Annotated in this window: 25 protein-coding genes and 1 pseudogene; 11 read left to right on the plus strand and 15 right to left on the minus strand. The window is 63.4% G+C overall.

Features of this window, described 5'->3' with window-relative positions:
- Nucleotide 1: 1 nt before the first annotated feature.
- Nucleotides 2-526: a L,D-transpeptidase gene (locus CHB99_RS20285; RefSeq protein ID WP_084702686.1), complete on the minus strand. Its 525-nt coding sequence runs from the start codon at nt 524-526 to the stop codon at nt 2-4.
- Nucleotides 527-571: 45 nt separating this feature from the next.
- Complete coding sequence (locus CHB99_RS20290; RefSeq protein WP_042124347.1) at nt 572-1,285, minus strand: TetR/AcrR family transcriptional regulator; 714 nt, start codon at nt 1,283-1,285, stop codon at nt 572-574.
- Between the two features lie 214 nt (nt 1,286-1,499).
- Here CHB99_RS20290 and lexA point away from each other — a divergent pair, with 214 nt between their 5' ends.
- A complete protein-coding gene (lexA, locus tag CHB99_RS20295) occupies nt 1,500-2,111 on the plus strand; it encodes a transcriptional repressor LexA (RefSeq protein WP_042124345.1) in 612 nt (203 codons plus the stop codon).
- Between the two features lie 13 nt (nt 2,112-2,124).
- Nucleotides 2,125-2,598: an SOS-induced cell division inhibitor SulA gene (sulA, locus tag CHB99_RS20300; protein ID WP_042124342.1), complete on the plus strand. Its 474-nt coding sequence runs from the start codon at nt 2,125-2,127 to the stop codon at nt 2,596-2,598.
- A gap of 54 nt (nt 2,599-2,652) precedes the next feature.
- Here the strand turns inward: sulA and CHB99_RS20305 are convergent, their stop codons facing one another.
- The 6 genes from CHB99_RS20305 to fadB all read right to left on the minus strand — a co-directional run bounded on the left by CHB99_RS20305 (nt 2,653) and on the right by fadB (nt 9,983).
- A complete protein-coding gene (locus CHB99_RS20305; protein WP_042124341.1) occupies nt 2,653-2,889 on the minus strand; it encodes a hypothetical protein in 237 nt (78 codons plus the stop codon).
- Nucleotides 2,890-2,940: 51 nt separating this feature from the next.
- Nucleotides 2,941-3,462, minus strand: coding sequence for a DUF6586 family protein (locus CHB99_RS20310; protein WP_042124338.1), 522 nt, complete (start codon nt 3,460-3,462; stop codon nt 2,941-2,943).
- A 130-nt stretch (nt 3,463-3,592) separates the two neighbouring features.
- Entirely contained in the window at nt 3,593-6,202 is a 2,610-nt protein-coding gene (gene topA / locus CHB99_RS20315) for a type I DNA topoisomerase (protein ID WP_042124336.1), read from the minus strand.
- A 100-nt stretch (nt 6,203-6,302) separates the two neighbouring features.
- Entirely contained in the window at nt 6,303-6,554 is a 252-nt protein-coding gene (locus tag CHB99_RS20320; protein ID WP_042124334.1) for a DUF1653 domain-containing protein, read from the minus strand.
- 74 nt (nt 6,555-6,628) lie between these two features.
- Nucleotides 6,629-7,804, minus strand: a complete 1,176-nt coding sequence (gene fadA / locus CHB99_RS20325; protein WP_042124332.1) for an acetyl-CoA C-acyltransferase FadA — start codon at nt 7,802-7,804, stop codon at nt 6,629-6,631.
- Between the two features lie 31 nt (nt 7,805-7,835).
- Nucleotides 7,836-9,983 (minus strand): fatty acid oxidation complex subunit alpha FadB, encoded by a 2,148-nt coding sequence (gene fadB, locus CHB99_RS20330; RefSeq protein WP_042124330.1) that lies wholly within the window; start codon nt 9,981-9,983, stop codon nt 7,836-7,838.
- A 17-nt stretch (nt 9,984-10,000) separates the two neighbouring features.
- Between fadB and CHB99_RS29615 the strand changes: the two genes are divergently transcribed.
- The gene (locus CHB99_RS29615; RefSeq protein ID WP_141137319.1) at nt 10,001-10,258 is read left to right on the plus strand and encodes a hypothetical protein; all 258 of its coding nucleotides are present in this window, start codon (nt 10,001-10,003) and stop codon (nt 10,256-10,258) included.
- A gap of 218 nt (nt 10,259-10,476) precedes the next feature.
- Here the strand turns inward: CHB99_RS29615 and CHB99_RS20335 are convergent, their stop codons facing one another.
- Nucleotides 10,477-11,928: an MFS transporter gene (locus CHB99_RS20335; protein WP_245655601.1), complete on the minus strand. Its 1,452-nt coding sequence runs from the start codon at nt 11,926-11,928 to the stop codon at nt 10,477-10,479.
- A gap of 171 nt (nt 11,929-12,099) precedes the next feature.
- On the opposite strand from CHB99_RS20335, the gene CHB99_RS20340 reads away from it, so the two are divergent.
- Nucleotides 12,100-12,984: a LysR family transcriptional regulator gene (locus tag CHB99_RS20340; RefSeq protein ID WP_042124326.1), complete on the plus strand. Its 885-nt coding sequence runs from the start codon at nt 12,100-12,102 to the stop codon at nt 12,982-12,984.
- Nucleotides 12,985-12,989: 5 nt separating this feature from the next.
- Here CHB99_RS20340 and CHB99_RS20345 read toward each other — a convergent pair whose 3' ends face one another.
- Nucleotides 12,990-13,427 carry a hypothetical protein gene (locus CHB99_RS20345; protein WP_042124323.1) on the minus strand — a complete coding sequence of 146 codons (438 nt, stop codon included), beginning with the start codon at nt 13,425-13,427 and terminating at the stop codon, nt 12,990-12,992.
- 110 nt (nt 13,428-13,537) lie between these two features.
- On the opposite strand from CHB99_RS20345, the gene CHB99_RS20350 reads away from it, so the two are divergent.
- Complete coding sequence (locus CHB99_RS20350; protein WP_042124321.1) at nt 13,538-13,981, plus strand: universal stress protein; 444 nt, start codon at nt 13,538-13,540, stop codon at nt 13,979-13,981.
- 38 nt (nt 13,982-14,019) lie between these two features.
- On the opposite strand, the gene CHB99_RS20355 is transcribed toward CHB99_RS20350, so the two are convergent.
- Nucleotides 14,020-15,945 carry an ATP-binding cassette domain-containing protein gene (locus CHB99_RS20355; protein ID WP_042124319.1) on the minus strand — a complete coding sequence of 642 codons (1,926 nt, stop codon included), beginning with the start codon at nt 15,943-15,945 and terminating at the stop codon, nt 14,020-14,022.
- Between the two features lie 204 nt (nt 15,946-16,149).
- Between CHB99_RS20355 and CHB99_RS20360 the strand changes: the two genes are divergently transcribed.
- Nucleotides 16,150-18,075: a transglycosylase SLT domain-containing protein gene (locus CHB99_RS20360; RefSeq protein ID WP_042124317.1), complete on the plus strand. Its 1,926-nt coding sequence runs from the start codon at nt 16,150-16,152 to the stop codon at nt 18,073-18,075.
- A gap of 36 nt (nt 18,076-18,111) precedes the next feature.
- On the opposite strand, the gene CHB99_RS20365 is transcribed toward CHB99_RS20360, so the two are convergent.
- Both CHB99_RS20365 and CHB99_RS20370 read right to left on the minus strand, forming a co-directional pair.
- Nucleotides 18,112-18,915 (minus strand): MOSC domain-containing protein, encoded by an 804-nt coding sequence (locus CHB99_RS20365; RefSeq protein WP_042124315.1) that lies wholly within the window; start codon nt 18,913-18,915, stop codon nt 18,112-18,114.
- Nucleotides 18,916-18,990: 75 nt separating this feature from the next.
- On the minus strand, nt 18,991-19,926 hold the full coding sequence (locus tag CHB99_RS20370; RefSeq protein WP_042124313.1) for a chemotaxis protein: 936 nt from the start codon (nt 19,924-19,926) through the stop codon (nt 18,991-18,993).
- Between the two features lie 401 nt (nt 19,927-20,327).
- On the opposite strand from CHB99_RS20370, the gene CHB99_RS20375 reads away from it, so the two are divergent.
- From CHB99_RS20375 to CHB99_RS20385, 3 genes are all read left to right on the plus strand, one after another.
- Entirely contained in the window at nt 20,328-20,735 is a 408-nt protein-coding gene (locus CHB99_RS20375; protein WP_141137320.1) for a histidine kinase, read from the plus strand.
- A 517-nt stretch (nt 20,736-21,252) separates the two neighbouring features.
- Nucleotides 21,253-22,158 (plus strand): sensor histidine kinase, encoded by a 906-nt coding sequence (locus tag CHB99_RS20380; protein WP_377698380.1) that lies wholly within the window; start codon nt 21,253-21,255, stop codon nt 22,156-22,158.
- Nucleotides 22,155-22,808, plus strand: coding sequence for a response regulator (locus CHB99_RS20385; RefSeq protein ID WP_042124307.1), 654 nt, complete (start codon nt 22,155-22,157; stop codon nt 22,806-22,808). The genes CHB99_RS20380 and CHB99_RS20385 overlap by 4 nt, the downstream gene beginning before the upstream one ends.
- Here the strand turns inward: CHB99_RS20385 and yegS are convergent.
- The gene (gene yegS, locus CHB99_RS20390) at nt 22,792-23,691 is read right to left on the minus strand and encodes a lipid kinase YegS (RefSeq protein ID WP_042124305.1); all 900 of its coding nucleotides are present in this window, start codon (nt 23,689-23,691) and stop codon (nt 22,792-22,794) included. The two genes, CHB99_RS20385 and yegS, sit on opposite strands and share 17 nt — an antisense overlap.
- Before the next feature lie 237 nt (nt 23,692-23,928).
- On the opposite strand from yegS, the pseudogene CHB99_RS20395 reads away from it, so the two are divergent.
- Together CHB99_RS20395 and CHB99_RS20400 are read left to right on the plus strand one after the other, a co-directional pair.
- A pseudogene (locus CHB99_RS20395) lies at nt 23,929-24,067 on the plus strand (sugar phosphate nucleotidyltransferase); the annotation flags it as partial.
- 97 nt (nt 24,068-24,164) lie between these two features.
- Nucleotides 24,165-25,403: a glycosyltransferase family 4 protein gene (locus CHB99_RS20400; protein WP_042124303.1), complete on the plus strand. Its 1,239-nt coding sequence runs from the start codon at nt 24,165-24,167 to the stop codon at nt 25,401-25,403.
- A gap of 334 nt (nt 25,404-25,737) precedes the next feature.
- Here the strand turns inward: CHB99_RS20400 and CHB99_RS20405 are convergent, their stop codons facing one another.
- Nucleotides 25,738-26,925, minus strand: coding sequence for a molybdopterin molybdotransferase MoeA (locus CHB99_RS20405; RefSeq protein ID WP_042124301.1), 1,188 nt, complete (start codon nt 26,923-26,925; stop codon nt 25,738-25,740).
- Nucleotides 26,926-26,927 lie beyond the last annotated feature (2 nt).

Below are 26,927 nucleotides of genomic sequence, written 5' to 3' on the forward strand. Positions count from 1 at the left end.
TTCAGTTGAGGGGGGCACCGGCCCACTGTGGACAAGCCGCCTCTTCGATACGTACCGGGCAATGGGGCGGTACCTGGTCGAACAGCCCCGGAAGATCGGCATTGCGCAGGCGGATGCAGCCATGGGACAACGGCACGCCCATGGGTTCGCTATCCGGCGTGCCGTGCAGATAGATATAGCGACGGAAGGTATCTACCCGTCCCAGGCGATTGCGCCCGGGCTCACAACCACTGAGCCAGAGGATACGGGTGAGGATCCAGTCGCGACCGGGGAATTGTTCGTGCAGCTCGGGCGTCCAGGTTTCGCCTGTCCAACGCCTGCCACGCAGAACCGCGCCCACGGGCAGGCCTGCGCCGAGCTTCGCGCGCACCTGATGCAGACCGCGCGGCGTGCAGCCGGAGCCGTTGCGTTCACCTGGACCATTGAGCGCCGTGGAAACCGGCAGACGCACGACCAGACGACCCTGGGAAAACCCGTAGAGGCATTGATCGGCAAGGGAAATGTGCAGCAGATCGAGAGTAGACATGGGGCGCTAGCTTAGCCGAAGCCAGGCGCCGCGCCCAGTCGACAATCAGGCCTTGGCCGGCACCGGCGTGCTGCTCGACTTGCTCCGCGGACGCAACTGCGCGGCCGCCATCGCTTCATCGGTGACACCGCTGTCGGCACGCATGCCCGCGGCAAGGAACGGCACCATCAGGCGCATCACCTGCTCGATCGAGGTATTGATGCCGAAATCAGTCTCGGCGATCGCCCGCAGCGCCTTGATCCCGGACATGCTGAACGCCGCGGCGCCGAGCATGAAGTGCACGCGCCAGAACAGCTCGATGGGTGGAATGCGCGGCGCGGCGTCGTTGACCAGCAGCATGTAGCGACGGAACACCTTGCCGTACATATCTTCCAGATAACGCCGCAGATGCCCCTGGCTCTGGCTGAAGGCCAGGCCCAGCAGACGCATGAAGATGGACAGGTCGTTACCACTGCGCGGCTGTACCACCAGAGCCTGTTCGACCAGCATATCGAGGAGTTCCTCGAGGTTCGGTTTGTGCTCCGGGCGCGCCTGGCGGCGGTCCAGCTCACGCTCGAGACTCTGGCAGAACGGCCCGAGGAAGCGCGAGAAAACTGCCTGGATCAGCGCTTTCTTCGAACCGAAGTGATAATTGACGGCTGCCAGGTTGACCCCAGCCTTGCTGGTGATCAGCCGCAGCGAGGTTTCCGCGAAACCTTTTTCCGCGAACAGCTGCTCGGCAGCATCGAGGATGCGTTCGACGGTTTCCGATTGGGCCATGAGTAACCTACCTGACAAACAGTTGTTTGAAACATACGTTTCATCCTCATGACTGTCAAGTCAGGGCTGCTATTAGATCACAGCTGCAAGCTCCAGGCTGCAGGCGACAAGGCACAGCGCGGTGCTTTTTCATGCCGCCTGGAGCTTGAGGCTTGCAGCTCGCCATGCACTGTATATAATCCCAGTCACTGTATAAAAAGACAGAGCCATCGACATGCTAAAACTGACGCCACGCCAAGCTGAGATTCTGGCTTTTATCAAGCGCTGCCTGGAAGCCAACGGCTTCCCCCCGACCCGGGCCGAGATCGCCCAGGAGCTGGGCTTCAAGTCCCCCAACGCCGCCGAGGAACACCTCAAGGCGCTGGCGCGCAAGGGCGCGATCGAGATGACTCCAGGCGCCTCCCGCGGCATTCGCATTCCCGGCTTCGAAGCCAAGGCCCAGGATGAAAACTCGCTGCCGATCATCGGCCGTGTCGCCGCCGGCGCACCGATTCTCGCCGAGCAGCACATCGAGGAATCCTGTGCCATCAACCCGACCTTCTTCCACCCCCCTGCCGACTATCTGTTGCGCGTGCATGGCATGAGCATGAAGGACGTCGGCATCTTCGACGGTGATCTGCTGGCCGTACACACCTGCCGCGAGGCGCGCAATGGTCAGATCGTCGTAGCCCGACTGGGTGACGAAGTGACGGTCAAGCGCTTCAAACGTGAAGGCAGCAAGGTCTGGCTGATTGCGGAAAACCCCGAATTCGCACCCATCGAGGTCAACCTGAAAGAACAGGATCTGGTGATCGAGGGTTTGAGCGTCGGCGTCATTCGCCGGTAAACCAGGAGGCGTCATGCAGTATTCCCACGCACCACAGCAAGCACAGTTACCCCTGTTCGAGGCTTTTCTGGCCCAGCCGGTTCTGCCCAAGCTGAAAGCCGAAAAGCCCGCGCGCACCGGCAATGAACCGCAGGTGTTCAGCGAATTGTCTTTCCGTGGTGCCCTGGAGCACTGCCACAACCTGCTGGCGCCAGTCCTGCGCGAACTCAGCGAAGAAGAAGACGCTCGCTGGCTGACCCTGATCGCACCACCAGGAACCCTGACCCAGGCCTGGCTGCGCGACGCCGGCCTCAACCGCGAACGCATCCTGATCCTGCAACCGCGAGGCAATCAGAGCGCCCTGCAACTGGCTTGCGAGGCCCTGCGCCTGGGCCGCAGCCATACGGTGGTGAGCTGGTTGAGTCCGGTCAGCAACACCGCGCGGCAGCAACTGACCCGTGCCGCAAGCGCCGGAAGCGCGCAGAGCCTGAATATTCGTCTGGGCTGATACCGCATAACGCCGGAAATCCGGCTTCCTCATTGCGAGGAAGCCCGGCTGCTATCAATGCAGTACGCGTGGTCCTTCGTCTTCCCGCTCGATCTCGCCTTCCACCAGGCGACCCGCCATCTGTACACCAACGCTGAGCATGGCCTTGGCGACTTCGACGTGCTGACCCTGCAGGAACGCCTTGGCGTCTTCGGAGAAGTTCAGGGTCACCAGGGAACCCTCGTCCTCGGCACGGCGCAGCTCGATGCGACCGTCTGGCAATTCGACAATTTCTAGAAAGGACGTGGGCATATCAGGATTGTTCTCCAGGAAAGGCCGGCATTGTAACAGCGCAGGTCATGATCAGCACTCACTCAAGCCTTCACGGAAACGAACGGTCAGTTTCCTCAGGTTCTGCCGCCATTCTTCCAGTTCTTCCCGAGATAGAGGGGCTGCTTCAGGCTCGTCGAGGCTGACAGCGTGGATCAGCGGCTGGGTAACGTCCCCCTTGGGCGCTTTGATGGCGACCGGTGGTTTGAACAAATCGGAATAAGCTTTCAACAGACGCGCCAGCCAGGTTTCCGACTGCTGCGCCAGTTCCACCAGTTCAGCCATTTCCGGAATGGCGATGCTTTCCAGCACCTCAGGGGTCAGCAACAGTTCGGCACGCGATGCCGCGGCCTGCGGTAGACGGTAAAAGCCGGCAATCTCATGACACAGCCCCAGCAATGCCCCATAAAGATGGAACAGTGCCGACTCGCGCTCGGCCTGGATCAGCGCCTGGGCATTCATGGCCCGGCTTTCCTGCGCCTTGCCAAGACTTTCGAGAGCCAGGCCAGCGAAGAAAATTTTCTGATTGGTGCGGGTATAGAGTTCCTGGGCCATGAGGGCGCTCTCCAATAGGGCTGCGGGGCAAGTCTGTCAGTTTCGGGGAAGCATTGCCCGCACGCAAGCCGGAATCAAAAAGGCCGCGCCTGACATCGTCAGGCGCGGCCTTTTTGATTCCGTTCAAGGCTCAGCGCTTGTCTTCGACCTTCCACGCCTTGCCGTCATAGAACGCGCGCCAGCCAGTGGGTTTGCCGTCCACTTCGGTCTGCACGTACTGCTCCTTGGTCTTGCGACTGTAGCGAATCACCGCCGGGCGACCTTCCGGATCCTTCTGCGGCGCTTCACAGAGGAAATGGTACTTCGGATCGATCTCATGCTTGTGCGGGATGATCTCCTGCACCAGCGGCGCGCGGGTCTCACGGTTTTTCGGGAACTGGCTGGCAGCCAGGAACAGACCCGAGGCACCATCACGCAGCACGTAGGTGTCGTTGACCTTCTCGCACTTGAGCTCGGGCATGTCCACCTTGTCCATCTTCGGTGGCGCCGCCTCGCCGCTCTTCAGCAGCTTGCGGGTGTTCTTGCACTCGGCGTTGGTGCAACCGAAGAACTTGCCGAAACGGCCCGTCTTGAGCTGCATCTCGCTGCCGCACTTGTCGCACTCCAGGCTCGGACCTTCGTAACCCTTGATCCGGTAGTTGCCTTCCTCGATCTCGTAGCCCGCGCAATCCGGGTTGTTGCCGCAAATGTGCAGCTTGCGCTTCTCGTCCAGCAGATAGGCATCCATCGCCGTCGCGCAGATCGGGCAGCGGTGCTTGCCACGCAGCACGCGGGACTCGGACTCGCCCTCGTCGTCCGCGGCGATCTCGTCGCCCGGCACCAGGTTCACCGTGGCCTTGCAGCGCTCCTTCGGCGGCAGGCTGTAGCCCGAGCAGCCAAGGAAAACACCGGTGGAGGCGGTACGGATCATCATGGGTCGACCGCATTCCTTGCACGGAATGTCGGTTGGGGTCGGCTGGTTGGCACGCATGCCGTCTTCGCTGGACTCCGCGACCTGCAGCTTCTTGCTGAAATCGCCGTAGAACTCGTCGAGAACGTTCTTCCAGTCGCGCTCGCCCTGGGCCACGTCGTCGAGATTTTCTTCCATGCCGGCGGTGAAGCCGTAGTCCATCAGGTTGGAGAAACTCTCGGACAAGCGCTCGGTGACGATGTCGCCCATTTTCTCGGAATAGAAGCGGCGGTTGTGCAGCGTCACATAGCCGCGGTCCTGGATGGTGGAAATGATCGCCGCGTAGGTCGACGGACGGCCGATCCCGCGCTTCTCCATTTCCTTGACCAGACTGGCTTCGGAGTAGCGCGCCGGCGGCTTGGTGAAGTGCTGGCTCGGATCGAGCTGAATCAGCTTGAGCACTTCGCCCTGGTTCATTTCCGGCAAGACGTCGTCTTCGCCCGGCTTGCTCTGCTGCGGCAGCACTCGAGTGTAACCGTCGAACTTGAGGATGCGGCCCTTGGCGCGCAGTTCGAAAGCGCCGGCAGCGACGCTGACGGTAGTCGACAGGTACTGCGCCGGCGGCATCTGGCAAGCAAGGAACTGGCGCCAGATCAGTTCGTACAGGCGCTCGGCGTCACGTTCCATGCCGCTCAGCTTGCTCGGATGGGTGTTGACGTCGGACGGGCGGATCGCTTCGTGCGCTTCCTGGGCCCCTTCCTTGCTGCCGTAGACGATCGGTGCCTCGGGCAGGTACTTCTTGCCGAACTCGTTCTCGATGTAGCTGCGCGCCATCTCTACAGCGTCGGTCGACAGGTTGGTCGAGTCGGTACGCATGTAGGTGATGTAGCCGGCTTCGTAGAGCCGCTGTGCCATCATCATGGTCTTCTTCACGCCGAAGCCGAGACGATTGCTCGCCGCCTGCTGCAGGGTCGAAGTGATGAAGGGTGCCGACGGCTTGGAACTGGTCGGGCGATCCTCACGCTTGGCCACGCTGTAGCTGGAGGCCTTGAGCTTCTCCAGCGCCGCCATGGCCTGGGCTTCGTTCAGCGGTTTGAAGGCCTCGCCGTTCTCGCGGGCGACCTCGAAACGCACCTTGGCGTCCTTGGCGGTACCCAGGTCGGCGTGGACCTCCCAGTACTCTTCCGGAATGAAGGCGCGGATCTCGCGCTCGCGCTCGACCACCAGCTTGACCGCCACCGACTGCACCCGACCGGCCGACAGGCCACGGGCGATCTTCGACCACAGCAGCGGCGAGACCATGTAGCCAACCACGCGGTCGAGGAAACGCCGGGCCTGCTGCGCATTGACCCGGTCGATATCCAGGTCGCCTGGCTGGGAGAACGCTTCCTGGATGGCCTTCTTGGTGATTTCGTTGAACACCACGCGCTTGTAGCGGCTGTCGTCACCCCCGATGGCTTCCCGCAGGTGCCAGGCGATGGCCTCCCCTTCGCGGTCCAAGTCGGTTGCGAGATAGATGGTGTCGGCATCCTTGGCCAGGCGACGCAGTTCGTCGATGACCTTCTCCTTGCCCGGGAGAATTTCGTACTTGGCTTTCCAGCCGTGATCCGGATCGACCCCCATGCGCGCGACCAGTTGCTTGCGCGCCTTTTCCTTGGGCGACAGCGCTGGCGCTTCGCCGGCAGTCTTGCCGCGCTTGGCAGCGGGTTCCTTGGAGGCACTGGCCGAACCGCTGGTAGGCAGGTCTCGGATATGGCCGATACTCGACTTCACCACGTACTGGTTGCCCAGATACTTGTTGATGGTCTTGGCCTTAGCCGGGGATTCCACAATGACCAGCGATTTGCCCATGGATCGGAAAATTCCTGAATATCGAAAATAAAAACGCGACAGGTACCTGACGCGGCACCGCTATATATAGTGGCTATAGAATGAGGTCAAGCGCGGGAGTTCAGACGCCGTTGCCATCCGGGCGCGAAAACAGCGTTGCCTCGGCCTCGACCAAAGCAAAGCGTGGGACCTGCTCGCCGTCAACTTCCACCGACTCCTGAAACATCGACAGCGGCCGCACCCACAGGCCGTATTCGCCGTACAGCGCCTGGTAGAACACCACCCACTCTTCGCTTTCGGAATGCCGCGCAGTGCCAAATACACGGTACTCAGGCCCTTTGTAGTGCCGATAGACGCCTGGTTGTATCTGCATGTCGCTGGCCCTCTGAAAAAAATCCAAAAAAACAAAAACCGGGGCACCAGGCCCCGGTTTCGTCCACAACGCGATCAGACGCGTTCGAAGACCGTGGTGATCCCTTGGCCGAGGCCGACGCACATGGTCGACACGCCGAAAGTACCACCGTTCTGCTTCATGACGTTGAGCAGCGTGCCGGAGATCCGCGCGCCCGAGCAACCGAACGGGTGACCCAGGGCGATCGCGCCGCCGTGAAGGTTAACCTTCTCGTCCATCTTGTCGAGTACTTTCAGATCCTTCAGCACTGGCAGGGCCTGTGCGGCGAAGGCTTCGTTGAGCTCGATGAAGTCGATGTCGGCGATGCTCAGGCCAGCGCGCTTGAGCGCTTTCTGGGTCGCGGGTACCGGACCGTAGCCCATGATCGCCGGATCGACGCCAGCCACGGCCATGGAGCGGAGAACCGCCAACGGCTGGATGCCCAGGTCCTTGGCGCGCTGCGCCGACATCACGATCATGCACGAGGCACCATCGGTGATCTGCGACGAGGTGCCCGCGGTCACGGTGCCGCCTTTCGGGTTGAACGCGGGTTTCAACGCCGCCAGGCTTTCCAGGGTGGTGTCCGGACGAATGGTTTCATCGTAGTCGAAGACCTTGAGGAAGCCGTTCTCGTCGTATCCCTGCATCGGGATGATCTCGTCCTTGAACTTGCCTTCCACGGTCGCCTTGTGGGCCAGCTGGTGGGAGCGCAGGCCGAACAGGTCCTGCTGCTCGCGGCTGATGCCGTGCATCTTGCCGAGCATTTCCGCGGTCAGGCCCATCATGCCGGAGGCCTTGGCGGCGTGCAGGGACATGTGCGGGTTCGGGTCGACGCCGTGCATCATGCTGACGTGGCCCATGTGCTCGACACCACCGACGACGAAGACGTCGCCGTTGCCGGTCATGATCGCCTGGGCAGCAGTGTGCAGCGCGCTCATCGACGAGCCGCACAGGCGGCTGACGGTCTGGCCGGCGGCGGTGTGCGGGATCTGGGTCATCAGCGACGCCATGCGGGCGATGTTCCAGCCCTGCTCCAGGGTCTGGTTGACGCAGCCCCAGATCACATCCTCGACTTCCGCCGGATCGATCTTGGCGTTGCGCTCCAGGACCTTGCTGATCAGGTGCGCGGACATGTCTTCGGCGCGGGTATTGCGGTGCATGCCACCCTTGGAGCGGCCCATCGGCGTGCGACCGAAGTCGACAATCACCACGTCTCTTGGATTCAGGCTCATATATTTACTCTCGCTCTATACCGTTGGGCGCTTAACCGAAGAAGCGCTGGCCGTTCTTGGCCATCTCACGCAGCTTCGCGGTGGGGTGGTACAGCGGGCCCAGATCGGCGTACTTGTCTGCCAGGGCAACGAACTCGGCCACACCGATCGAGTCGATGTAGCGCAGCGCGCCGCCGCGGAAGGGAGGGAAACCGATGCCGTAGACCAGGCCCATGTCGGCCTCGGCCGCGGTCTCGACGATGCCGTCTTCCAGGCAGCGCACGGTTTCCAGGCACAGCGGCACCATCATCCAGTTGATGATGTCCTCGTCGCTGACCTCGCGTTGTTCGTAGACGACCGGCTTGAGCACTTCCAGGACCGAGGCGTCGGCGACTTTCTTCGGCTTGCCGCGCTTGTCGGTTTCGTAGGCGTAGAAGCCCTTGCCGTTCTTCTGGCCCAGGCGGTTGGCTTCGTAGAGCGCGTCGACGGCGGAACGACGATCGTCCTTCATGCGATCCGGGAAGCCTTCAGCCATCACGTCGCGACCATGGTGGCCAGTGTCGATGCCGACCACGTCCATCAGGTACGCCGGGCCCATCGGCCAGCCGAACTTTTCCATGACCTTGTCGATGCGGACGAAGTCGACACCGGCGCTGACCAGCTTGGCGAAGCCGCCGAAATACGGGAACAGCACGCGGTTGACCAGGAAGCCCGGGCAGTCGTTGACCACGATCGGGTTCTTGCCCATCTTCTTGGCGTAGGCAACGGTGGTGGCGACCGCCACGTCGCTGGACTTCTCGCCACGGATCACTTCCACCAGCGGCATCATGTGCACCGGGTTGAAGAAGTGCATGCCGACGAAGTTTTCCGGACGCTTCAGCGCCTTGGCCAGCAGGTTGATGGAGATGGTCGAGGTGTTGGAGGCGAGAATCGCGTTCTCCTTGACCTGGCCTTCCACTTCGGCCAGTACGGCCTGCTTGACTTTCGGGTTCTCGACCACGGCTTCGACGACGATGTCGACATTGCCGAAATCACCGTAGGACAGGGCCGGACGAATCGCGTTCAGCGCCTCGGCCATCTTCGCCGGGGTCAGACGACCTTTCTCGACACGCTTGCCGAGCAGCTTGGAGGCTTCGTTCAGGCCGAGCTGGATGGCTTCCTCGCGAATATCCTTCATCAGGATCGGAGTGCCCTTGACCGCGGACTGGTAGGCGATGCCGCCGCCCATGATGCCGGCGCCGAGAACGGCGGCCTGCTTCACGTCGTGGGCGATTTCATCATGGGCCTTGGCCTTGCGCTTCAGTTCCTGGTCGTTGAGGAACAGGCCGATGAGGCTTTCGGCAACCGAGGTCTTGGCCAGCTTGGCGAAGCCGGCGGCTTCGACATCCAGGGCCTTGTCACGGGTGAAGTTGGCGGCTTTCTGGATGGTCTTGATTGCTTCCACCGGTGCCGGGTAGTTCGGACCGGCCTGGCCGGCGACGAAGCCCTTGGCGGTTTCGAAAGCCATCATCTGCTCGATGGCGTTCAGCTTGAGCTTTTCCAGCTTCGGCTGACGCTTGGCCTTGTGGTCGAACTCGCCGCTGATGGCGCGTTTGACCAGGTCCAGCGCGGCTGCATGCAGCTTGTCGGGGGCGACCACGGCATCGACAGCGCCGACTTTCAGGGCGTCTTCGGCACGGTTTTCCTTGCCCGAAGCGATCCACTCGATCGCGTTGTCGGCACCGATCAGGCGCGGCAGACGCACGGTACCGCCGAAGCCCGGGTAGATGCCCAGCTTGACTTCCGGCAGACCGATCTTGGCGCTGCTGGACATGACCCGGTAGTCGGCCGCCAGGCACATTTCCAGGCCGCCACCCAGGGCGATGCCGTTGATGGCGACGACGGTCGGCACTTCAAGGTCTTCGAAGGCATTGAAAATGCGGTTGGCTTCCAGGTTGCCGGCGACCAGTTCGGCCTCGGGCAGCTTGAAATTGTCGACGAATTCGGTGATGTCCGCGCCGACGATGAAGACGTCCTTGCCACTGCTGACAATCACGCCCTTGATCGATGCGTCGGCCTTGATGGTGTCCACCGCCTGACGCAGTTCGTTCAGGGTAAGACGGTTGAATTTGTTGACGGACTCACCCTTGAGGTCGAACTGCAGTTCGACGATGCCGCTTTCAAGAGCCTTAACCGTGATGGCTTTACCTTCGTAAATCATCAACTGATCTCCACGATATGGAAGCTGAACTGTACACGCTGATCGCTGTTGCGCTGGCCGGCGCCCGCCGGACCCTCGCTTCAGACATACCCGTCAGCGCGATAGTCGGGGTTATGTACGAGCTTTCTGACAATACAAACGCTCAATTCATACGCCCGTTTGATTGGGGTGTGCACACATTCACTGAAAAGAATGCCTTTGTCAAACCCCCTCAAGCACGGGGAAAATGCGACTTTCCGGTCAGTTCTGTTCGGCTTTTGAGCAACACGGCATGACAGTGATCGACCATCATTCACGTAAGCGATAGACCTCTGCACGGCAAAAGGCGCCGACCGCCTAAACATCGTGGAGGAGAAAAAAGAAGGAAGTTTGACGCGCGGAAAAAACGTTTGCGCTCTACACTTCGAGCGATTGAAGCACTTCCCGGCCTGCCTGGCCTTTTTTCCAGTGTATGCAGTGCATTGCAGCCCAGCGCGTTTGCGCTGGGCTTTTTTCATTCCGCATCCGCCAGCAACCAGCCCACCACGACGGCTGCGCCAAGGGTAACGACGATCAGAAAGCGGATCAGCCAGCGGAAAGCCTCCCCATAGATGCCGAGCAGCGTATCGAGCCCGAGGTGCGAGAGTTGCTGCGCCGCGACCAGATCCCCCACCGCCAGATGTCGAGCCGCCTCGCTGTGACCTGGCAGGTGGAGTTCGATCGACAAGGTCAACAACGCGCCGACAACGGCAATCGCCACGCCCTCGCCCGCCACCCGGGTCGTACTGAAGATCCCCGCCGCCATGCCGGCGCGCTCCTTCGGCACGACGCTGACCGCCAGACCGTCCATGAGCCCCCAGGGCAATCCCGTGCCGATGCCGATGATCAGCAGCGGCCCGAGGAGCGACGCCCGGGAATCCGCCGGCTTGATCTCGCCGAGCCAGTACAGTCCGAACGCGGCGACAAAAAGCCCGAACGCCGAGATTCTGCCGGGCGAAACCCAGCGGGTCAGGCCAGCCGCGAGGCCCGGCACGATCAGCATGGGGATCGACAAGGCGATCATGTGCAAACCAGCGTCGACCTCGTCCAGGCCCTCCAGACCAATAAAGCGCAGCGGCAGCAACACCAGCAGGACCACATAGCAATAACAGGTAGCCACCGGCAGCAGTTGCACGCCCAGAAAGCGCGGATAGCGAAACAGCGACAGGTCCAGCATGGGCCTCGCCGCGCGCCTCTCCACGTGCAGAAACACGGCGCACGACAAGGCACCGCCCAGCAACACAGCCCAGGCCTGCCAGGCGCCCCAGCCACTGACTGGCAAGAGCAGAACGCCCCAGGTGAACAGACCGAGCGTGCTGCTGAACGCCGCGGCCCCGGCCCAGTCGAAGCCTGTCGCGACGGGATCGCGTGACTCGGGCATCCTCGACACCGCCAGGAGCAAGGCCAGCGCCCCCAGTATCGCGCTGGAGAAAAACACCGAGCGCCAGCCCAGATGCGCGATGATCGCCCCCGCGAGCACCGGACCAAAGGCCAATCCCGCGCCGAAGCACGTGCCCAACAGGCTGAACGCACGGGTCCGCGCCACGCCGTCGAAGGCCTGGGCCAGCGCCGCCGAGCCACCCGCCAGAGCCGCTGCCGCCGCGCCACCCTGCACCGCGCGCAACACATCGAGCCAGAGGATGTCCGGCACCCAGGCGATGACGATGGAAGCGAAGGCGAACAGCGACACACCACAGACGAACACACGCTTGCGACCAAAGGTATCCGCTGCCGCCCCGGCGGCCATCAGCAGGCTGCCGAAGCTCAGCATGAACGCGTTGGTGATCCAGCTGGAGGCCAGCGCGCCGGCGCCCAGGTCCCGACCGATCATGGGGGTCGCGACAACCGCGCCGGTAAAACTCAGGGGGAGTATCAGTGCCGCCAGGCACACCGCGGTGAGCAGCGCCAACCAAGGTTGCCGGCGCATGGGCAAGGAAGCAGCGATATTGGTGATTTCCACAGGCATCTCTCGTCCCGTCTGAGTTCATCGACGGCTTGGGGGTGATCGGATGCCGAACATGCTAGAAAATCATCAATCATTGAAAAATACGCATTCAATCCTCTATAAAATGACAAAAACTCACCAATCAAGGCAGCAATGGACAGTCTGAGTGGATTGATGGCGTTCGTCAGCGCCGCGCAGGCGAACAGCTTCGTGGCGGCGAGCGAGCGCCTGGGCGTCTCTCCTTCCGCGATCAGCAAGAGCGTGGCACGCCTGGAAAGCGAACTGGGTGTGCGCCTGTTCAACCGCAGCACGCGACGCCTGAGCCTGACAGAAGAAGGTGCGCTGTTCTTCGAACGCGGCCGGCGCATCGTCGAGGAAATCGCGGAGGCGCAAGCCGAGCTGGCGCGGTTGGCCGGCAGCCCCCGCGGCACGTTGCGCGTCAGCGTTCCTGCGATCGGCTATCGCCTGCTGATGCCCGTACTGGGCGAGTTCACGGCACGCTACCCGGAAATCAGGCTCGATCTCGACTTCAACGACAGGTTGGTGGACGTCATCGCCGATGGCGTGGATGCGGCCATCCGCAGCGGCGACATGGGCAACTCGCAACTCAAGGTGCGCAGCCTGGGCACGTACCGTTTCGCGCTGGTCGGCGCGCCCGCCTACTTCGCCCGCCGGAGCACCCCGCGAACCCCGGCGGACCTGATGGAGCACAGTTGCCTGCGCTACCGATTCCCCACGACGGGCCAGTTGCAGGCGTGGAAACTCGACACCCCGCACGACTTTGCCACCCCCAATGGCCACACGTTCAATAGCGTGGAGGCGCTGATCCAGGCTGCCACGCGCGGACTGGGAATCGCCTGGCTGCCGGACTTCGCTATCCGCGAGGCGCTGCAGACGGGCACGCTGGTGACCGTGCTGGATGATTTCGTGGCCGAAACCGGGCGTTTTTCCATCCTCTGGCCAGAGCATCGCGGCATGCCGCCCAGGCTCAGAGCCTTCATCGATTTCCTGGTGGACAAGCAGGTGCTGGGCAACTGAGCCCGTCAGGCCAGCGCCTTCAACACACCGGCGACATCCTGCAATGCAGCGCTATCCTCACGTTCGCCCCAGCACAGGGCAATCATCTGCGCGCTGGCCTCGACCTTGTACACGCTTTTCGGCAGGCGCTTGAGCTGTTCCAGCACCCGCTCGTCCGTGCATGGCTCGCGCCACTGGTTGAGCCAGACACCCGACTCGGTCTGCCAATAGCACCAGCTGTCCGTGCTGCCCTTGCGCCGCGCCTGGTGATATTGCGCGCAGGTGGCCGGCGGTTCTTCCGGCAGCCAGTGCGGCCAGGTCTGCGGCGCCAGCTGCATCGCCAGGCCCATGCGCCGGGCTTCCAGGCGCAGACTCATGCGCCCGCTCATGCGCCGCGACGGCAGCAGCCAGGCTAGAGGGCTGAGAATCAGCGCGAGGATTGACACTACTACCCAGACCGTCATATCTGTTATTCCTATCAAGACTTTACAAATGAGCTGGTTAGCCGCAACCGGATGCGATCAGCCTGAAACGGACCATACTTCTACTATTGCGATTGTCAGGAGAACCTCTCATGCCCTACGAACACATTCTGGTTGCCGTCGACCTGACCGAAGAATGCGACCCGGTGATCAAACGCGCCCGTGAGCTGGCGGGACCGAGCAACGCCAAGGTATCGCTGGTGCATATCGTCGAGCCGATGGCCATGGCCTTTGGCGGCGACGTGCCGATGGACCTGTCGCAACTGCAGCAGCAGCAGTTCGACCAGGCCAAGGAACGCATGGACCGTCTGTTCAACAAATACCCGGAAATCAACCGCGGCGATTCGCACCTGACCTACGGCCAGCCACGTCAGGAAATCCACCAGCTGGCCAAGGACCAGCAATGCGACCTGATCGTGGTCGGCAGCCATGGCCGTCACGGCCTGGCCCTGCTCCTGGGCTCCACAGCCAACGATGTGCTGCACGGTGCGCCGTGCGATGTGCTGGCGGTACGCCTGCAGAAGAAAGCCGAATAACCATCCGATCGGGGCCGCAAAGCGGCCCCTTTCATTGATCAGCCATCCAGTTCCGCCCAGCGCTCCACCAAGGTGTCCAGCTCGACCTGCATCGCTTCCAGATCGGCCAGGACCTTGCTGGTGTGGGCAGCCGGCTTCTGATAGAAGCCGGAATCGGAAATTTCCTGCTGCACCGCAGTGATCTTCCCTTCCAGTTCCTCGATCTGCCCCGGCAGAGCCTCCAGCTCGCGCTGCAGCTTGTAGCTGAGCTTCTTCTTCGCTTCCGGCGCCGCGGCAACCGGAGCGGCTGCGGGTTCGGCAACTGGCGCGGCAACCACTGCGCTGTTCAGCTCGGACTTGCCCGACTTGCTCTCGCTCACGCCCAGCAGGCGCGGCGAGCCGCCCTGGCGAATCCAGTCCTGATAACCACCGACGTACTCGCGTACCCGCCCCTCGCCTTCGAAGACCAGGGTGCTGGTCACCACGTTGTCGAGGAAGGCCCGGTCGTGGCTGACCATCAGCACGGTGCCCTTGTAGCCGGACAGGACCTCCTCCAGCAGTTCCAGCGTCTCCACGTCGAGGTCGTTGGTCGGTTCGTCGAGCACCAGCAGGTTGGCCGGCTTGCTGAACAGCTTGGCCAGCAGCAGGCGCGCGCGCTCGCCACCGGACAGCGCCTTGACCGGCGTACGCGCACGCTGCGGGCTGAACAGGAAGTCGCCGAGATAGCTCAGGACATGCCGGCTCTGCCCGTCGATGTCGATGAAGTCACGGCCTTCGGCGAGGTTGTCGATCACGGTCTTTTCCAGATCGAGCTGGTTGCGCAACTGGTCGAAATAGGCCACTTCCAGACGGGTGCCGGATTCCACCTTGCCGCTGGACGGCTGCAGATCGCCAAGCATCAGCTTGAGCAGCGTGGTCTTGCCGGTACCGTTGGCACCGAGCAGGCCGATGCGGTCCTCGCGCTGCAGGACCATGGAGAAATCCTTGACCAGGGCCGGACCGCCCGGATGAGCGAAGCTGACATTGTCGAGGACCATGACCTGCTTGCCGGACTTCTCCGCCGCCTCGATCTGGATATTCGCCTTGCCCTGGCGCTCCCGACGCTCACCGCGCTCCACCCGCAGCGCCTTCAGCGCCCGCACACGGCCTTCGTTGCGGGTCCGCCGGGCCTTGATGCCCTGGCGAATCCACACTTCTTCCTGGGCCAGGCGCTTGTCGAACAGCGCGTTGGCGGTTTCCTCGGCAGCCAGTTCCGCTTCCTTGTGCACCAGGAAGCTGGCGTAGTCGCCATTCCAGTCGATCAGGCCGCCGCGATCCAGTTCGAGGATGCGCGTGGCCAGGTTCTGCAGGAAGGACCGGTCGTGGGTGATGAACAGCACCGCACCGTTGAAACCGCTCAAGGCGTCTTCCAGCCAGGCGATGGCACCGATGTCCAGGTGGTTGGTCGGTTCGTCGAGCAGCAGCAGGTCCGGCTCCGACACCAGGGCCTGGGCCAGCAGCACGCGGCGACGCCAGCCACCGGAGAGTTCGGCGAGGGTCTTGTCGGCCGGCAGTTGCAGGCGGCTCAGGGTGCTGTCCACGAGTTGCTGCAGGCGCCAGCCGTCACGGGCTTCGAGGTCGTGCTGGACGTGCATGAGCTTTTCCAGATCGGCATCGCTGTGGATGTTCTGGCTCAGATGGTGGTACTCGGCGAGCAGGCGACCGACGCCCTGCAGGCCTTCGGCGACCACGTCGAACACGGTACGCTCGTCGGCCACCGGCAGTTCCTGCGGAAGCTCGCCGATCTTCAGCCCCGGGGCACGCCAGATCTCGCCGTCGTCGGGTTTCTGGTCGCCCTTGACCAGGCGCAGCATGCTCGACTTGCCGGTACCGTTGCGGCCGATGATGCAGACCCGCTCACCACGGGCGATCTGCCAGGACACCTTGTCCAACAGGGGCATGGCGCCGAAGGCGAGGCAGACATCGCTGAATTTGAGCAGGCTCATGTTCTTCTCCAGAAAGCGGGCGCGCATTCTACCCGACTTGGCTGGACGACACAGCCCGCATCCCATCCGCCCGGCGGCACGGCATTACGTCCGGATGCAAGCACAATGCTTTCATCCACGGCGGGCAAACGGCTAAGCTTAGGTTCGTGAACCCACAGTGCTGGCGACGCCGACACTCGTTTTGGTCAACTGTCTGGAAGTATCATGCGCCGCCTGCTCAACCTCGTTTCCTGCCTGCTGCTCTCGGCCTCCGTGGCCAGTGTCGCGCAGGCCGCCGATCTCGCCCAACAACGCCAGATGTACGACGAAGCCAAGCGCGCGCTGGCCAAGGGCGACAGCGGCCCGTATCGACGTTACGCCGCCGCCCTGCAGGACTACCCGCTGGAGCCGTACCTGGCCTACGACGAACTCACCGCCCGCCTGAAGTCCGCGAGCAATGCCGAGATCGAAGCCTTCCTCGCGAAGAACGGCGATCTGCCCCAGGCCAACTGGATGAAACTGCGCTGGTTGCGCTGGCTGGCCGAACGCGGCGACTGGAAGCCCTTCGTCAAGTACTACGATCCCAAGCTGAATTTCACCGAGCTGGACTGCCTCAATGGCCAGTACCAGCTGGTTCATGGCCTGCGCGCCGAAGGCTATGCCACCGCCGACAAGCTCTGGGCGGTAGGCAAGTCGCAACCGGCCGCCTGCGATGCGCTGTTCGAGCGCTGGGCCGCGGAAGGCCAACTGACCGAGCAGAAGCGCTGGCTGCGCACCAAGCTGGCCGCCCAGGCGCGCAATTACGCACTGGCCAACACGCTGGTGAAGACCCTGCCGACCCTGGGTAACGAAGGCCGCCTGCTGCTGGACGTGGCGCAGAAGCCGGAACTGCTCAACCAGCCGTCGCGCTTCAGCCCGACCAACGAGGCCATGTCCGACGTGGTCAGCCTCGGCCTGCGGCGCCTCGCGCGCCAGGACCCGGAACGGGCCATGGCGCTGCTCGACGACTACGCCAACCGCATGCATTTCTCGGTCGAGGAGAAGGTCGCCATCGCCCGCGAGATCGGCCTGACCCTGGCCCGCCGCTACGACCCGCGGGCGCTGGACCTGATGACCCGCTACGATCCGCAACTGCGCGACAACACCGTCAGCGAATGGCGCATGCGCCTGCTCCTGCGCCTCGGGCGCTGGGAAGAAGCCTACGAGCTGAGCAAGCGCCTGCCGCAGGACCTGGCCAGCACCAACCGCTGGCGCTACTGGCAGGCGCGCAGCCTGGAGCTGGCGCAACCGCAGAACCCGCAGATCCCGCTGCTGTACAAGACCGTCGCCCGCGAGCGTGATTTCTATGGCTTCCTCGCCGCCGACCGGACGCAGACGCCCTACCAGTTGAACAACAAGCCGCTGGTGATCAGCCAGCAACTGATGAACAAGGTCCGCAACGCCCCGGGCGTGCGCCGTGCCCTGGAATTCCATGCCCGCGGGCAGATCGTCGAAGGTCGTCGCGAGTGGTACCACGTCAGCCGTCACTTCACCCGTGACGAGATGGTCGCCCAGGCGCGCATCGCCTACGACCTGCGCTGGTACTTCCCGGCCATCCGCACCATCAGCCAGGCGCAGTACTGGGATGACCTGGACATCCGCTTCCCGATGGCCCACCGCGACACCCTGGTGCGTGAAGCCAAGGTCCGCGGCCTGCATTCGAGCTGGGTGTTCGCCATCACTCGCCAGGAAAGCGCGTTCATGGACGACGCCCGCTCCAGTGTCGGCGCCTCTGGCCTGATGCAGCTGATGCCGGCCACCGCCAAGGAAACCGCGCGCAAGTTCAGCATCCCCCTAGCCTCGCCGGCCCAGGTGCTGAATCCGGACAAGAACATCCAGCTGGGCGCGGCCTACCTGAGCCAGGTGCACGGGCAGTTCAACGGCAACCGCGTGCTCGCCTCGGCGGCCTACAACGCAGGCCCCGGCCGGGTGCGGCAGTGGTTGCGCGGCGCCGACCACCTGAGTTTCGACGTCTGGGTCGAATCGATCCCGTTCGACGAAACCCGCCAGTACGTACAGAACGTGCTGTCGTATGCGGTGATCTACGGGCAGAAGCTCAATTCACCGCAGCCGCTGGTGGATTGGCACGAGCGCTATTTCGACGATCAGTGATGCAGGCCCGGGACCGCTTTGCGGTCCCACCACCCCTTACTCCAGTACTTCCACCGCCATCCCCACCTCCAGCACCCCATCGCCGTCCGCCACCAGGTTCTGCCCGAACATGGCCTCGCCCTCCTTCTGCCGATAGTTCATCAGCGTCGCGAACGGCTCGCGGTCCGGGCTGCGTTCACCGCTGGCCGGGTCGATGGTGGTGAGGATGCAGCGTCCGCACGGCTTGACCACGCGGAAGGTCTGCTGGCCGATGCGGATGCGCTTCCAGCCATCCTCGGCGAAGGGCTCGGCGCCCTCGATCACCAGGTTGGGGCGGAAGCGCATCATCTCCATGGGCCGCCCGACCTTCTGCGTCAGGTCATCCAGCGACGCCTGGCCGATCAGCAGCAGCGGGAATCCATCGGCGAAGGCCACCCGGTCACTGTTCTCGCCATAGCCCGAAGGCAGGTAGCGGGTGCGCGATTGCGGCACATGCACCAGGCGCACGTCGCGCCCCATGAAGGTGCTCAGCCACTGCGCCGCGGCATCGCCGGCGTCCGGCACGCGCAGGGTGTCGCGCCAGATGGTCACGCCACGCAGCGCATCGTCGGGCTCGGGGATCGGCACATGAAAGGTCGACAGGCCCGGCGCATCGAGCTGCAACCCGCCATCGGCGGCGTACAGCGCCGAAAGCTGGCTCATCTGCGGGAATGCGCGCTGGGTGAGAAAACGGTTGTTGCCGGCATCCACCAGCATCCAGCGACGATCGCCTTCCAGCCCCAGCAGGCCCGATGGCGAGCGTTGCAAGGCCTCGCCTTGCGCCGACTTGAGCGGGTAACGATAAAGCGCACTCAGACGCATACGACATGCTCCCTGGGAAAAGCCAGCAGCTTACACCCGTTGCCCGGCAAACGCTGCCGGGCGAGCGACGACGCCTCAGACGGTGGCCTGATCCATCTCCAGGCGCTGGCGCACCACTTCCACCAGGCGATCGGGCTGGAATTTGGAAAGGAAGTTGTCGCAACCGACCTTCTTCACCATGGACTCGTTGAAACTGCCGGAAAGCGAGGTATGCAGCACCACGTACAAGCCACGCAGGCGGGCATCGCTGCGAATCTCGGTGGTCAGGCGGTAACCATCCATTTCCGGCATTTCCGCATCGGTGAAGACCATCAGCAGCTTCTCGCAGACATCTTCGCCGGCATCCGCCCAGCTCTTGAGCAGGCGCAGGGCCTTGAGTCCATCACTGGCCACGTGCAGCTTCATGCCCAGTTGCGAGAGGGTCTCGCGCAACTGCGCCAGGGCCACCGTGGAGTCGTCCACCAGCAGCACTTCACGGCCGTGGGCACGCCGCAGGATCGGATCGTCTAGTTTTTCCCGGGAAACTTTCGCGTTGTAGGGAACGATTTCCGCCAGGACCTTCTCTACATCGATGATCTCCACCAGTTGCTCGTCGACCTTGCTGATGGCGGTCAGGTAGTGCTGGCGGCCGGCGCTGGTCGGCGGCGGCATGATGGCTTCCCAGTTCATGTTGACGATGCGGTCGACCCCGCCGACCAGAAACGCCTGCACGGAGCGGTTGTACTCGGTGACGATGATGGTACTGTTCGGCCCCGGTTCCAGCGGACGCATGCCGATCGCCTGGGACAGGTCGATCACCGGCAGGGTCTGGCCGCGCAGGTTGACCACGCCGCAGACAAAGCTGTGGCGCTGTGGCATCAGGGTCAGTTTCGGCAGTTGCAGGACTTCCTGCACCTTGAAGACGTTGATCGCGAACAACTGGCGGCCCGCGAGGCGGAACATGAGGATTTCCAGGCGGTTCTCACCTACCAGCTGTGTTCTTTGGTCTACCGTGTCGAGAATGCCAGCCATTGAATCCCCCGGGGTTGTTGCAAAAGGTAAAAAGCATCAGCCTTGTATCGGCCGCTTGCGGCTCAGCTTGACCCCCGGAAGAAAAAGCCACCCGGGGGCATTGATGTCACTTTAGCATCATGCTTTACTGCGCTTGCAACCCCTTCCCCCTACCCCGCAACGGGGTGACACCGGAAAAACCTCATCAGGGAAACCCTTATCAACAATCGGGTTGGACCTGATATTCGTGATATCCGTAAGCCATTAATGTGACGCCATTCTCAATGCATGAATGGAGTCAGGCCTTTGTTCGCTATCACTTCGCTGTGGCCAGCCTCCGTTCCTGACCGTTCGTCCGCTTGCGTCCGCGCTTTCCGCTGGTGTTCAGGAGGAACCGACTGATGCCGAAGGACTTGCCGGATATGAGTGCCCTGCAGGATTTTCTGGGTGATGCCCACCAGTTGCTGAACCGGGCGCAGGAATGCCTGCAGCATTTTCGCCTGATTGGCGAGGACGCCGACGCCAGCCATTGCCTGATCCATACCCTCGCCACCCTGAGGGACCGGGCCGGAGCCCAGGAGCAGGTGCAGATCGCCGATTTCTGCCGGCAACTGTGCACCGTGCTCGACACGATCGAGCGACGCAAACATTTGCATGGCCCGGCATTGGCCATTCTGGAGGCAAGCATCTGCCTGCTGGCCTGGCAGCTGGAACTGGTGGACCCGTACGACGGCACGCTCAACCTCGACGCCGAGGAACAGCATGAATTGCTGGGCAGTCTGGAAAGTACCTTGCAAGCCGCCGCGCAAAGCCACCAACAATCGGCCTGACGTCGACACCGCCACTGTCGCCGACACCGTGGCAACCCTTCTGGCAGAGCACTCGCCAGGGTAATCGCCTACAACTAAAGTCAAACTAGAAACTGCCTTGAAAAATACCGGGCTTACATATAGGTGTGTTTTCCCAGCACTCTAAACGACAACTAAGCAGCTTCTTTCCATACAACTCCATCAATACGGAAACAGCACATGCGCCCTTTAAATGAAAGTTCAAGTTCGCCAACCGTAGTGGCATGGTGCTAGAATCCGCGCCCGACGGAACGCGCGTACCACCCCGTAAAACCTGACTCCGCCGACCATCGACAGTCCCGACGACCAATCGGGTCTGAAGTGATACCATGCGCCGCCCGAGCCGGCTGCCGACTGTTTCCATTGTTGGAACATGGCGTTTTCAGCGCACTGAAAAAGTGCCCGGCTGCCCGCTGCGACACGATGACAAAAGTTGTTGAAGGCCTTCCGGAAAAGCCTTTCAATCAACCCCGGACCGGCTTTGAAAAGTGATCTTTCAGTGGCTTCATTTCCCGTGTACTCAAGCCTCAAGACTTTCACGCGATGCCCGCGCGGCCTGGCCCTGCTGCATCGGTCCGTGGTGTTGCTGTGCCTGGCGTCGCTGCTGCTCGCCCTGTTCTGTTATCTGAATGCCCGCCCGCTGCCCGCGCCCCTGCTGCTGCTGCAGGGGTTCACCCTGCTGGGCCTGCTGTGGCTGCCGCAACGACGCAAGGACAACATCCTGATGTCGCCGCAGGAACTCGCCGATCGTCTGCTCAAGGTCCAGGAAGCCGAACGCCAGCGCCTGAGCCGCGAACTGCATGACGACATCGGTCAGTTGCTCACCGCCGCCAAGCTGCAGGGCGAGTGGCTGCAGCGACGTCTCCCGGAAGACCTGCAGGCCCACTGCGATACCCTGCGCGGCACCCTGGACGAAACCCTGTCCCACGTACGCAACCTGGCCAGCAGCCTCGCCCCGCGCCAGCTTGCCAGCCTGGGCCTGGAGGCCAGCCTGCGCACCCACCTGCTGCGCGCCCTGGACAACACCGAGGTGCGCTGGAGCCTGGAATGCAGGAGCCGCCTGGACGGTCTCCCGGAAGACATGGCCATGGCCGCCTTCCGTATCACGCAGGAAGCGGTGACCAACGTGTTGCGCCATGCCCGGGCGCACAACCTGATCGTGCGTTTCCAGCGCCAACCCGAAGGCCTGGCGCTGTCGATCAGCGACGACGGCCAGGGTTTCCTGCCCTCTTCCAACCCTGGCGAGGAAGGCCAGTGCGGCATGGCCGGCATGGCCGAACGCGCGCACCTGCTCAACGGCAGCCTCACGGTCCACAGCGAACCCGGCAAGGGCACGCGGATCGATGCGCTCTTCCCCTGGCCACCCCGTACGCGCGAGCGCGCCAATTCAAGTAAGACTTCATGACCTGTAAATTGCTGCTGGTTGACGACCATTCCCTGATTCGCGCCGGCGTGCGCGCCCTGGTATCCGACATCCCGGGTTATACCGTGGTGGGCGAAGCCTGCGATGGCAGCCAGCTGGTGGAGCTGGTCCGGCAACTCGATCCGGACATCGTCCTGCTCGACCTGTCGATGCGTTCCATGGGCGGCCTGGAAGCCCTGAGCCGCCTGCAGGCCGAAGGCAGCCGTTGCAAAGTGTTGATCCTGTCGATGCACACCGACCCGCAACTGATCATGCAGGCCCTTGAAAGCGGGGCCCACGGCTACCTGCTCAAGGACACCACCGCCACCGAACTGGAGCAGGCCCTGGCCGCACTGAGCGCCGACGAGCGCTACCTGAGCCCGGCCATCGCCCACACGGTGATCAACCAGGCACTGCTGCGCGGGCACAAGGCCGAGCCGGTGGAAACCCACAACCTCACCGCCCGCCAGCTGGAGATCCTGCGCCTGATCGTCCGCGGCAAATCCACCCGGGAGATCGCCAACGGCCTCGGCCTCAGCGTCAAGACCGTGGAGACCCACCGCTCGCAGATCATGAAACGCCTGCAGATCTACGACGTGGCCGGCCTGGTGCTGTTCGCCGTGCGCGAGCAGATCATCAGCCTCGACGACTGAGCAGCGCCGACTGCGCCGGCAGGTGCAGGCGCAAGGCCGCGGGCAGCACGCGAAAGCGCAGGCTGTCGCCCTGCAGCGGCTCGCCATCGAGGTTGATGTCCAGCCCTTGCGAACCCTTGATCTCGACCCACGGCAGGCGCGCGCGCACGAACATGCTGTCCAGGCCCAGGCCATCGCTGAGCAGGTCACGCAGGGTGCCGACCACTTCCTGCGGCGCCGGCAGGATGCTGATGTCGAGCAAGCCATCGTCCACCACCGCCTCCGGGCACAGCACATGGCCGCCGCCGGCCTGACGACCGTTGCCGATCCCCAGCGCCAGCAGCTCGCCCTGCCAGTGGAAATCCGGACCGTGCAGGCTGACCGAGGCCGCGCTCAGCTCGCTGAAACGGGACAGGCCGGTGAACAGATAGGCGGCGGCGCCAAGCACCTTCTTCAGCTCTTCCGAGGTCTGCGCGGTCACCTGGCTGCCGAAGCCACCGGTAGCCATGTTGAGGAACACCTCGCCATCGACCTCGCCCAGGTCGATCGGCCGCGCCTCGCTGTCGAGCAATGCCAGGGCCGCCTCCGGCTCCAGAGGAATACCCGCGGCCCGGGCGAAGTCGTTGGCGGTGCCCAGCGGCAGGAGAGCCAGGCTGGCCTGCGCGCCGGCAAGCACCATGGCATGGGCGACATCGCGCAGGGTGCCATCGCCGCCGCCGGCGATCAGCCGTGGATAACCCGCCGCCAACGCCTCCTCCACCAGACGCTGGGCATCGCCGCCCTCCCAGGTCAGGCGCACGTCCAGTTGCCAGCCACGCTCGCGCAGGCCCCGCACCGCGCCGCGCACCTCCTCGTTCATCGCCTGCTTGCCATGCAGAATCAGCAGCGCTTTGCGTTCGCCCATCGAAGCTCTCCCTCTCGCCTGGTTGCGACCTCCTATCTCGACCACGGACCTGGGCAATTTGCTGCACATCCCACAAGCAAAGTTTGCGCAATCTTACGAATGACATTGAAAGATCCCGCATCCGCGACCATGCTTCGACAAATAATTGGCAAAACCTGAGCAAGCGAAACGCAGAGTCACTTTATTGACGAAACACCCGCGACGGCCTTCTGCCCGGCGCACCGAGGCGGCATGACAATGAGTGTATTGATTCCCTGCATCATCGCGGGCGGCACCGGCACCCGGCTCTGGCCGGTGTCCCGCGAGGCACTGCCCAAGCCGTTCATCTCGCTGCCCGACGGCCAGAGCCTGCTGCACAAGACATTCGTGCGCTTTACCGATCTGTACGGCCGCGCTCGGGAGTCAGCCACCGACTGACGCCGCGGGCGCTTTTCGTTCCACCGCTCACGCCCTACGGCAAGCGAGGAAGTGTCATGCGCGTACTCTGGACACTGCCCTATCTGCCCTGGCCGACCACCAGTGGCAGCAAGACCCGCCAGTTCAACCTGTTGCGCGGCCTGGCGCAGCGAGGTCACCGCATCACCCTGCTGACCCAGTCCAAGGTTCCCCTCTGCGAGGCCGCGCGAGAGGCCCTGGCGCCCCTGGTGGAGCGCCTGATCGTCATCCCCCGCCGTGCCGTGCACAGCCCGCTGAACATGGTCGCTGCGGTGTCCGCCGGCTACCCCATGCGCACCTGCATCAACGGCCTGGCGCCGCATCTGCGTCATCATTTCGAAAACCTGCTGCAAGAGCAGTGGGACGTGATCCAGATCGAACACAGCTACAGCTTCCAGCCCTTCGAACGAGCCCTGCAGGCCAGCGGCCGGCCGTTCATCGTCAGCGAACACCACGTCGAGTGGTGCAAGGGCGCGGTGTGCCAGGACCGCCTGCCGCTGTGGCTGCGCCCGTTCAACAGTTTCGATGGCTGGCGCTATCGGCGTTGGGAAACCCGGGTCCTGAAGCAGGCCAGCGAGGTGGTGGCGGTCAGCCCGTGCGATGCCGAGGAGATCAGCCAACTGACCGGAAAACCGACCCAGGTGGTGGTCAACGGCGTCGATTGCGCGCATTACCAGCACATCGATTTCGCGCCGCACAGCCAGCGCCTGCTGTTCGTCGGCAACTTCGAATACCGCGCCAACCAGGAAGCCCTGGAATGGGCGCTGGAAGACATCCTGCCGCAGGTCTGGCAGCACAACCCGGCCGTGCGCCTGGCCATCGTCGGCCATGCGCTGCCGGAACACTGGAAACTGCACTGGAACGACCCGCGTATCGAATGGGTGGGCTACCTGCCGGACCTGCGTGAGCTGCAGCGTCTGTCGGCGCTGTTCTTCGCCCCATTGCGCCATGGTGGTGGGTGCAAGGTGAAGCTGCTGGAGGCCATGGCCGCGGGATTGCCGGTGGTGACCACGCAGCAGGGGGTTTCAGGGTTGCAGGTGCGCTACGGCGAGCATTATCTCGGTGGCGACGGCGCGGACGAGTTGGCCCTGACCATCACCCGTCTGCTCAGCCAGCCACAGCGCATGCATCAGTTGGCGGACGCCGGACGGGCCTTCGTGCGCGAGCGGCATGACTGGAGCGTGGCGGCGGCGCAGTTGGAAGGGGTGCATCAGCGGCTGGCCAGCCGGCCGCTGGCGATGGGCGATGTGGCGGGTGGGGTGATGCCGCTTTCCTGAAATGTCCTTGTTCGGCTTGAGGGCCTCATCGCTGCATAGGTATCTACACAAGTGGCCGACACGAACCTTGTGGGAGCGAGCTTGCTCGCGAACGGCGGCGCAGCCGTCGCAAAATCTGAGTTCCGGGTCTGTCTGACAAACTCTGCACTCAGGTTTTGCGGCCGCTTCGCGCCCGTTCGCGAGCAAGCTCGCTCCCACAATGACTTCGGCAGCTATCCAGATTGTGTAGATACCCATGCTCATCGCAGGCAAGCCAGCGCCTACGGGTTCCGGGTTGATCACAACCCGTAGGCTGGCTTGCCTGCGATGACACCTTCAAGAACGCCAGGAGACCTCAGCCAAGCAACTCGCTCAGGGGAATGAACTGCACGATATCCCCCTGCCGCGGCGTAGTGCCTTCCAGCACCTCGACCAGGCCCTCGGCCCAGGCCGCGCTGCGCAGCACGCCGGAACTCTGGTTGCGATAGATCTGCGCCCTGCCCTGCTCCAGGCGCGCCCGCAGGTATTCGCGACGGTTGCCCGCCTTCGGCCAGTCGAAACCCGCCGGCACGGCGAACTGCAACGGCTTCACCTCCCGCACGCCCTGGCGGCGCAGCAGATAGGGCCGGGTCAGCAAACCGAAGGTCACCAGGGTCGACGCCGGATTGCCCGGCAGACCGATCACCGGCACACCGTTGTATTGCCCCACGGTCAACGGCTTGCCCGGCTTGATCGCGAGTTTCCACAAAGCCAGTTCGCCGGCCTCGCGCAAGGCGATGCCGAGGTAATCGGCCTCGCCCACCGAAACGCCACCGGTGGACAGGATCAGGTCAACGGAATCGAGGCGCCCCAGGCTCTGCCGGGTCAGTTGCAGATCGTCCGGAAGAATCCCGCCATCCACCACCTCGCAGCCCAGGCGCTGCAACCAGCTGCACAGCAGGCGGCGGTTGCTGTTGTAGATCTGTCCCGGCCCCAGCGGCAGGCCCGGCTCCACCAGTTCGTCGCCGGTGGACAGCACCGCCACCCGCACCCGGCGCACCACCTGGATACGGGCGTAACCCAGGGTCGCGACCAGGCCGAGCTCGATCGGGCCCAGTCGGGTACCGGCGACCAGCACCAACTCGCCAGCCCGGGTTTCCTGGCCTTGCGGGCGAATGTTCTGACCGGCGTGCAGGGCCTCGCTGAAGCGCACCCGCTGGTCAGCCAGCACCTCGGTGTTTTCCTGCATTTCGACGCAGTCGGCGCCCGCGGGGACCGGTGCCCCGGTGAAGATCCGCGCGCAGGTGCCAGGCTGCAGCGGCTCCGGCGCATGCCCGGCAAAGATCCGCTGGCTCACCGGCAGCGGCTCGCCGGTCCAGTCGGCCACGCGCAGGGCGTAACCGTCCATGGCGCTGTTCGGCCATGGCGGCAGATCAAGCGTGGCATGCAGGTCGGTCGCCAGCACCCGGCCCTCGGCATCGGCCACGGCGACGTCCTCGACGTCCTCGATCGGCGCGGCTTCGGCCAAGGCCAGCAGGCGTTCGAGTGCGGCTTCCACCGGCATCA

The organism is Pseudomonas japonica, from assembly GCF_900188455.1.
Classification (GTDB): Bacteria; Pseudomonadota; Gammaproteobacteria; order Pseudomonadales; family Pseudomonadaceae; genus Aquipseudomonas; species Aquipseudomonas japonica.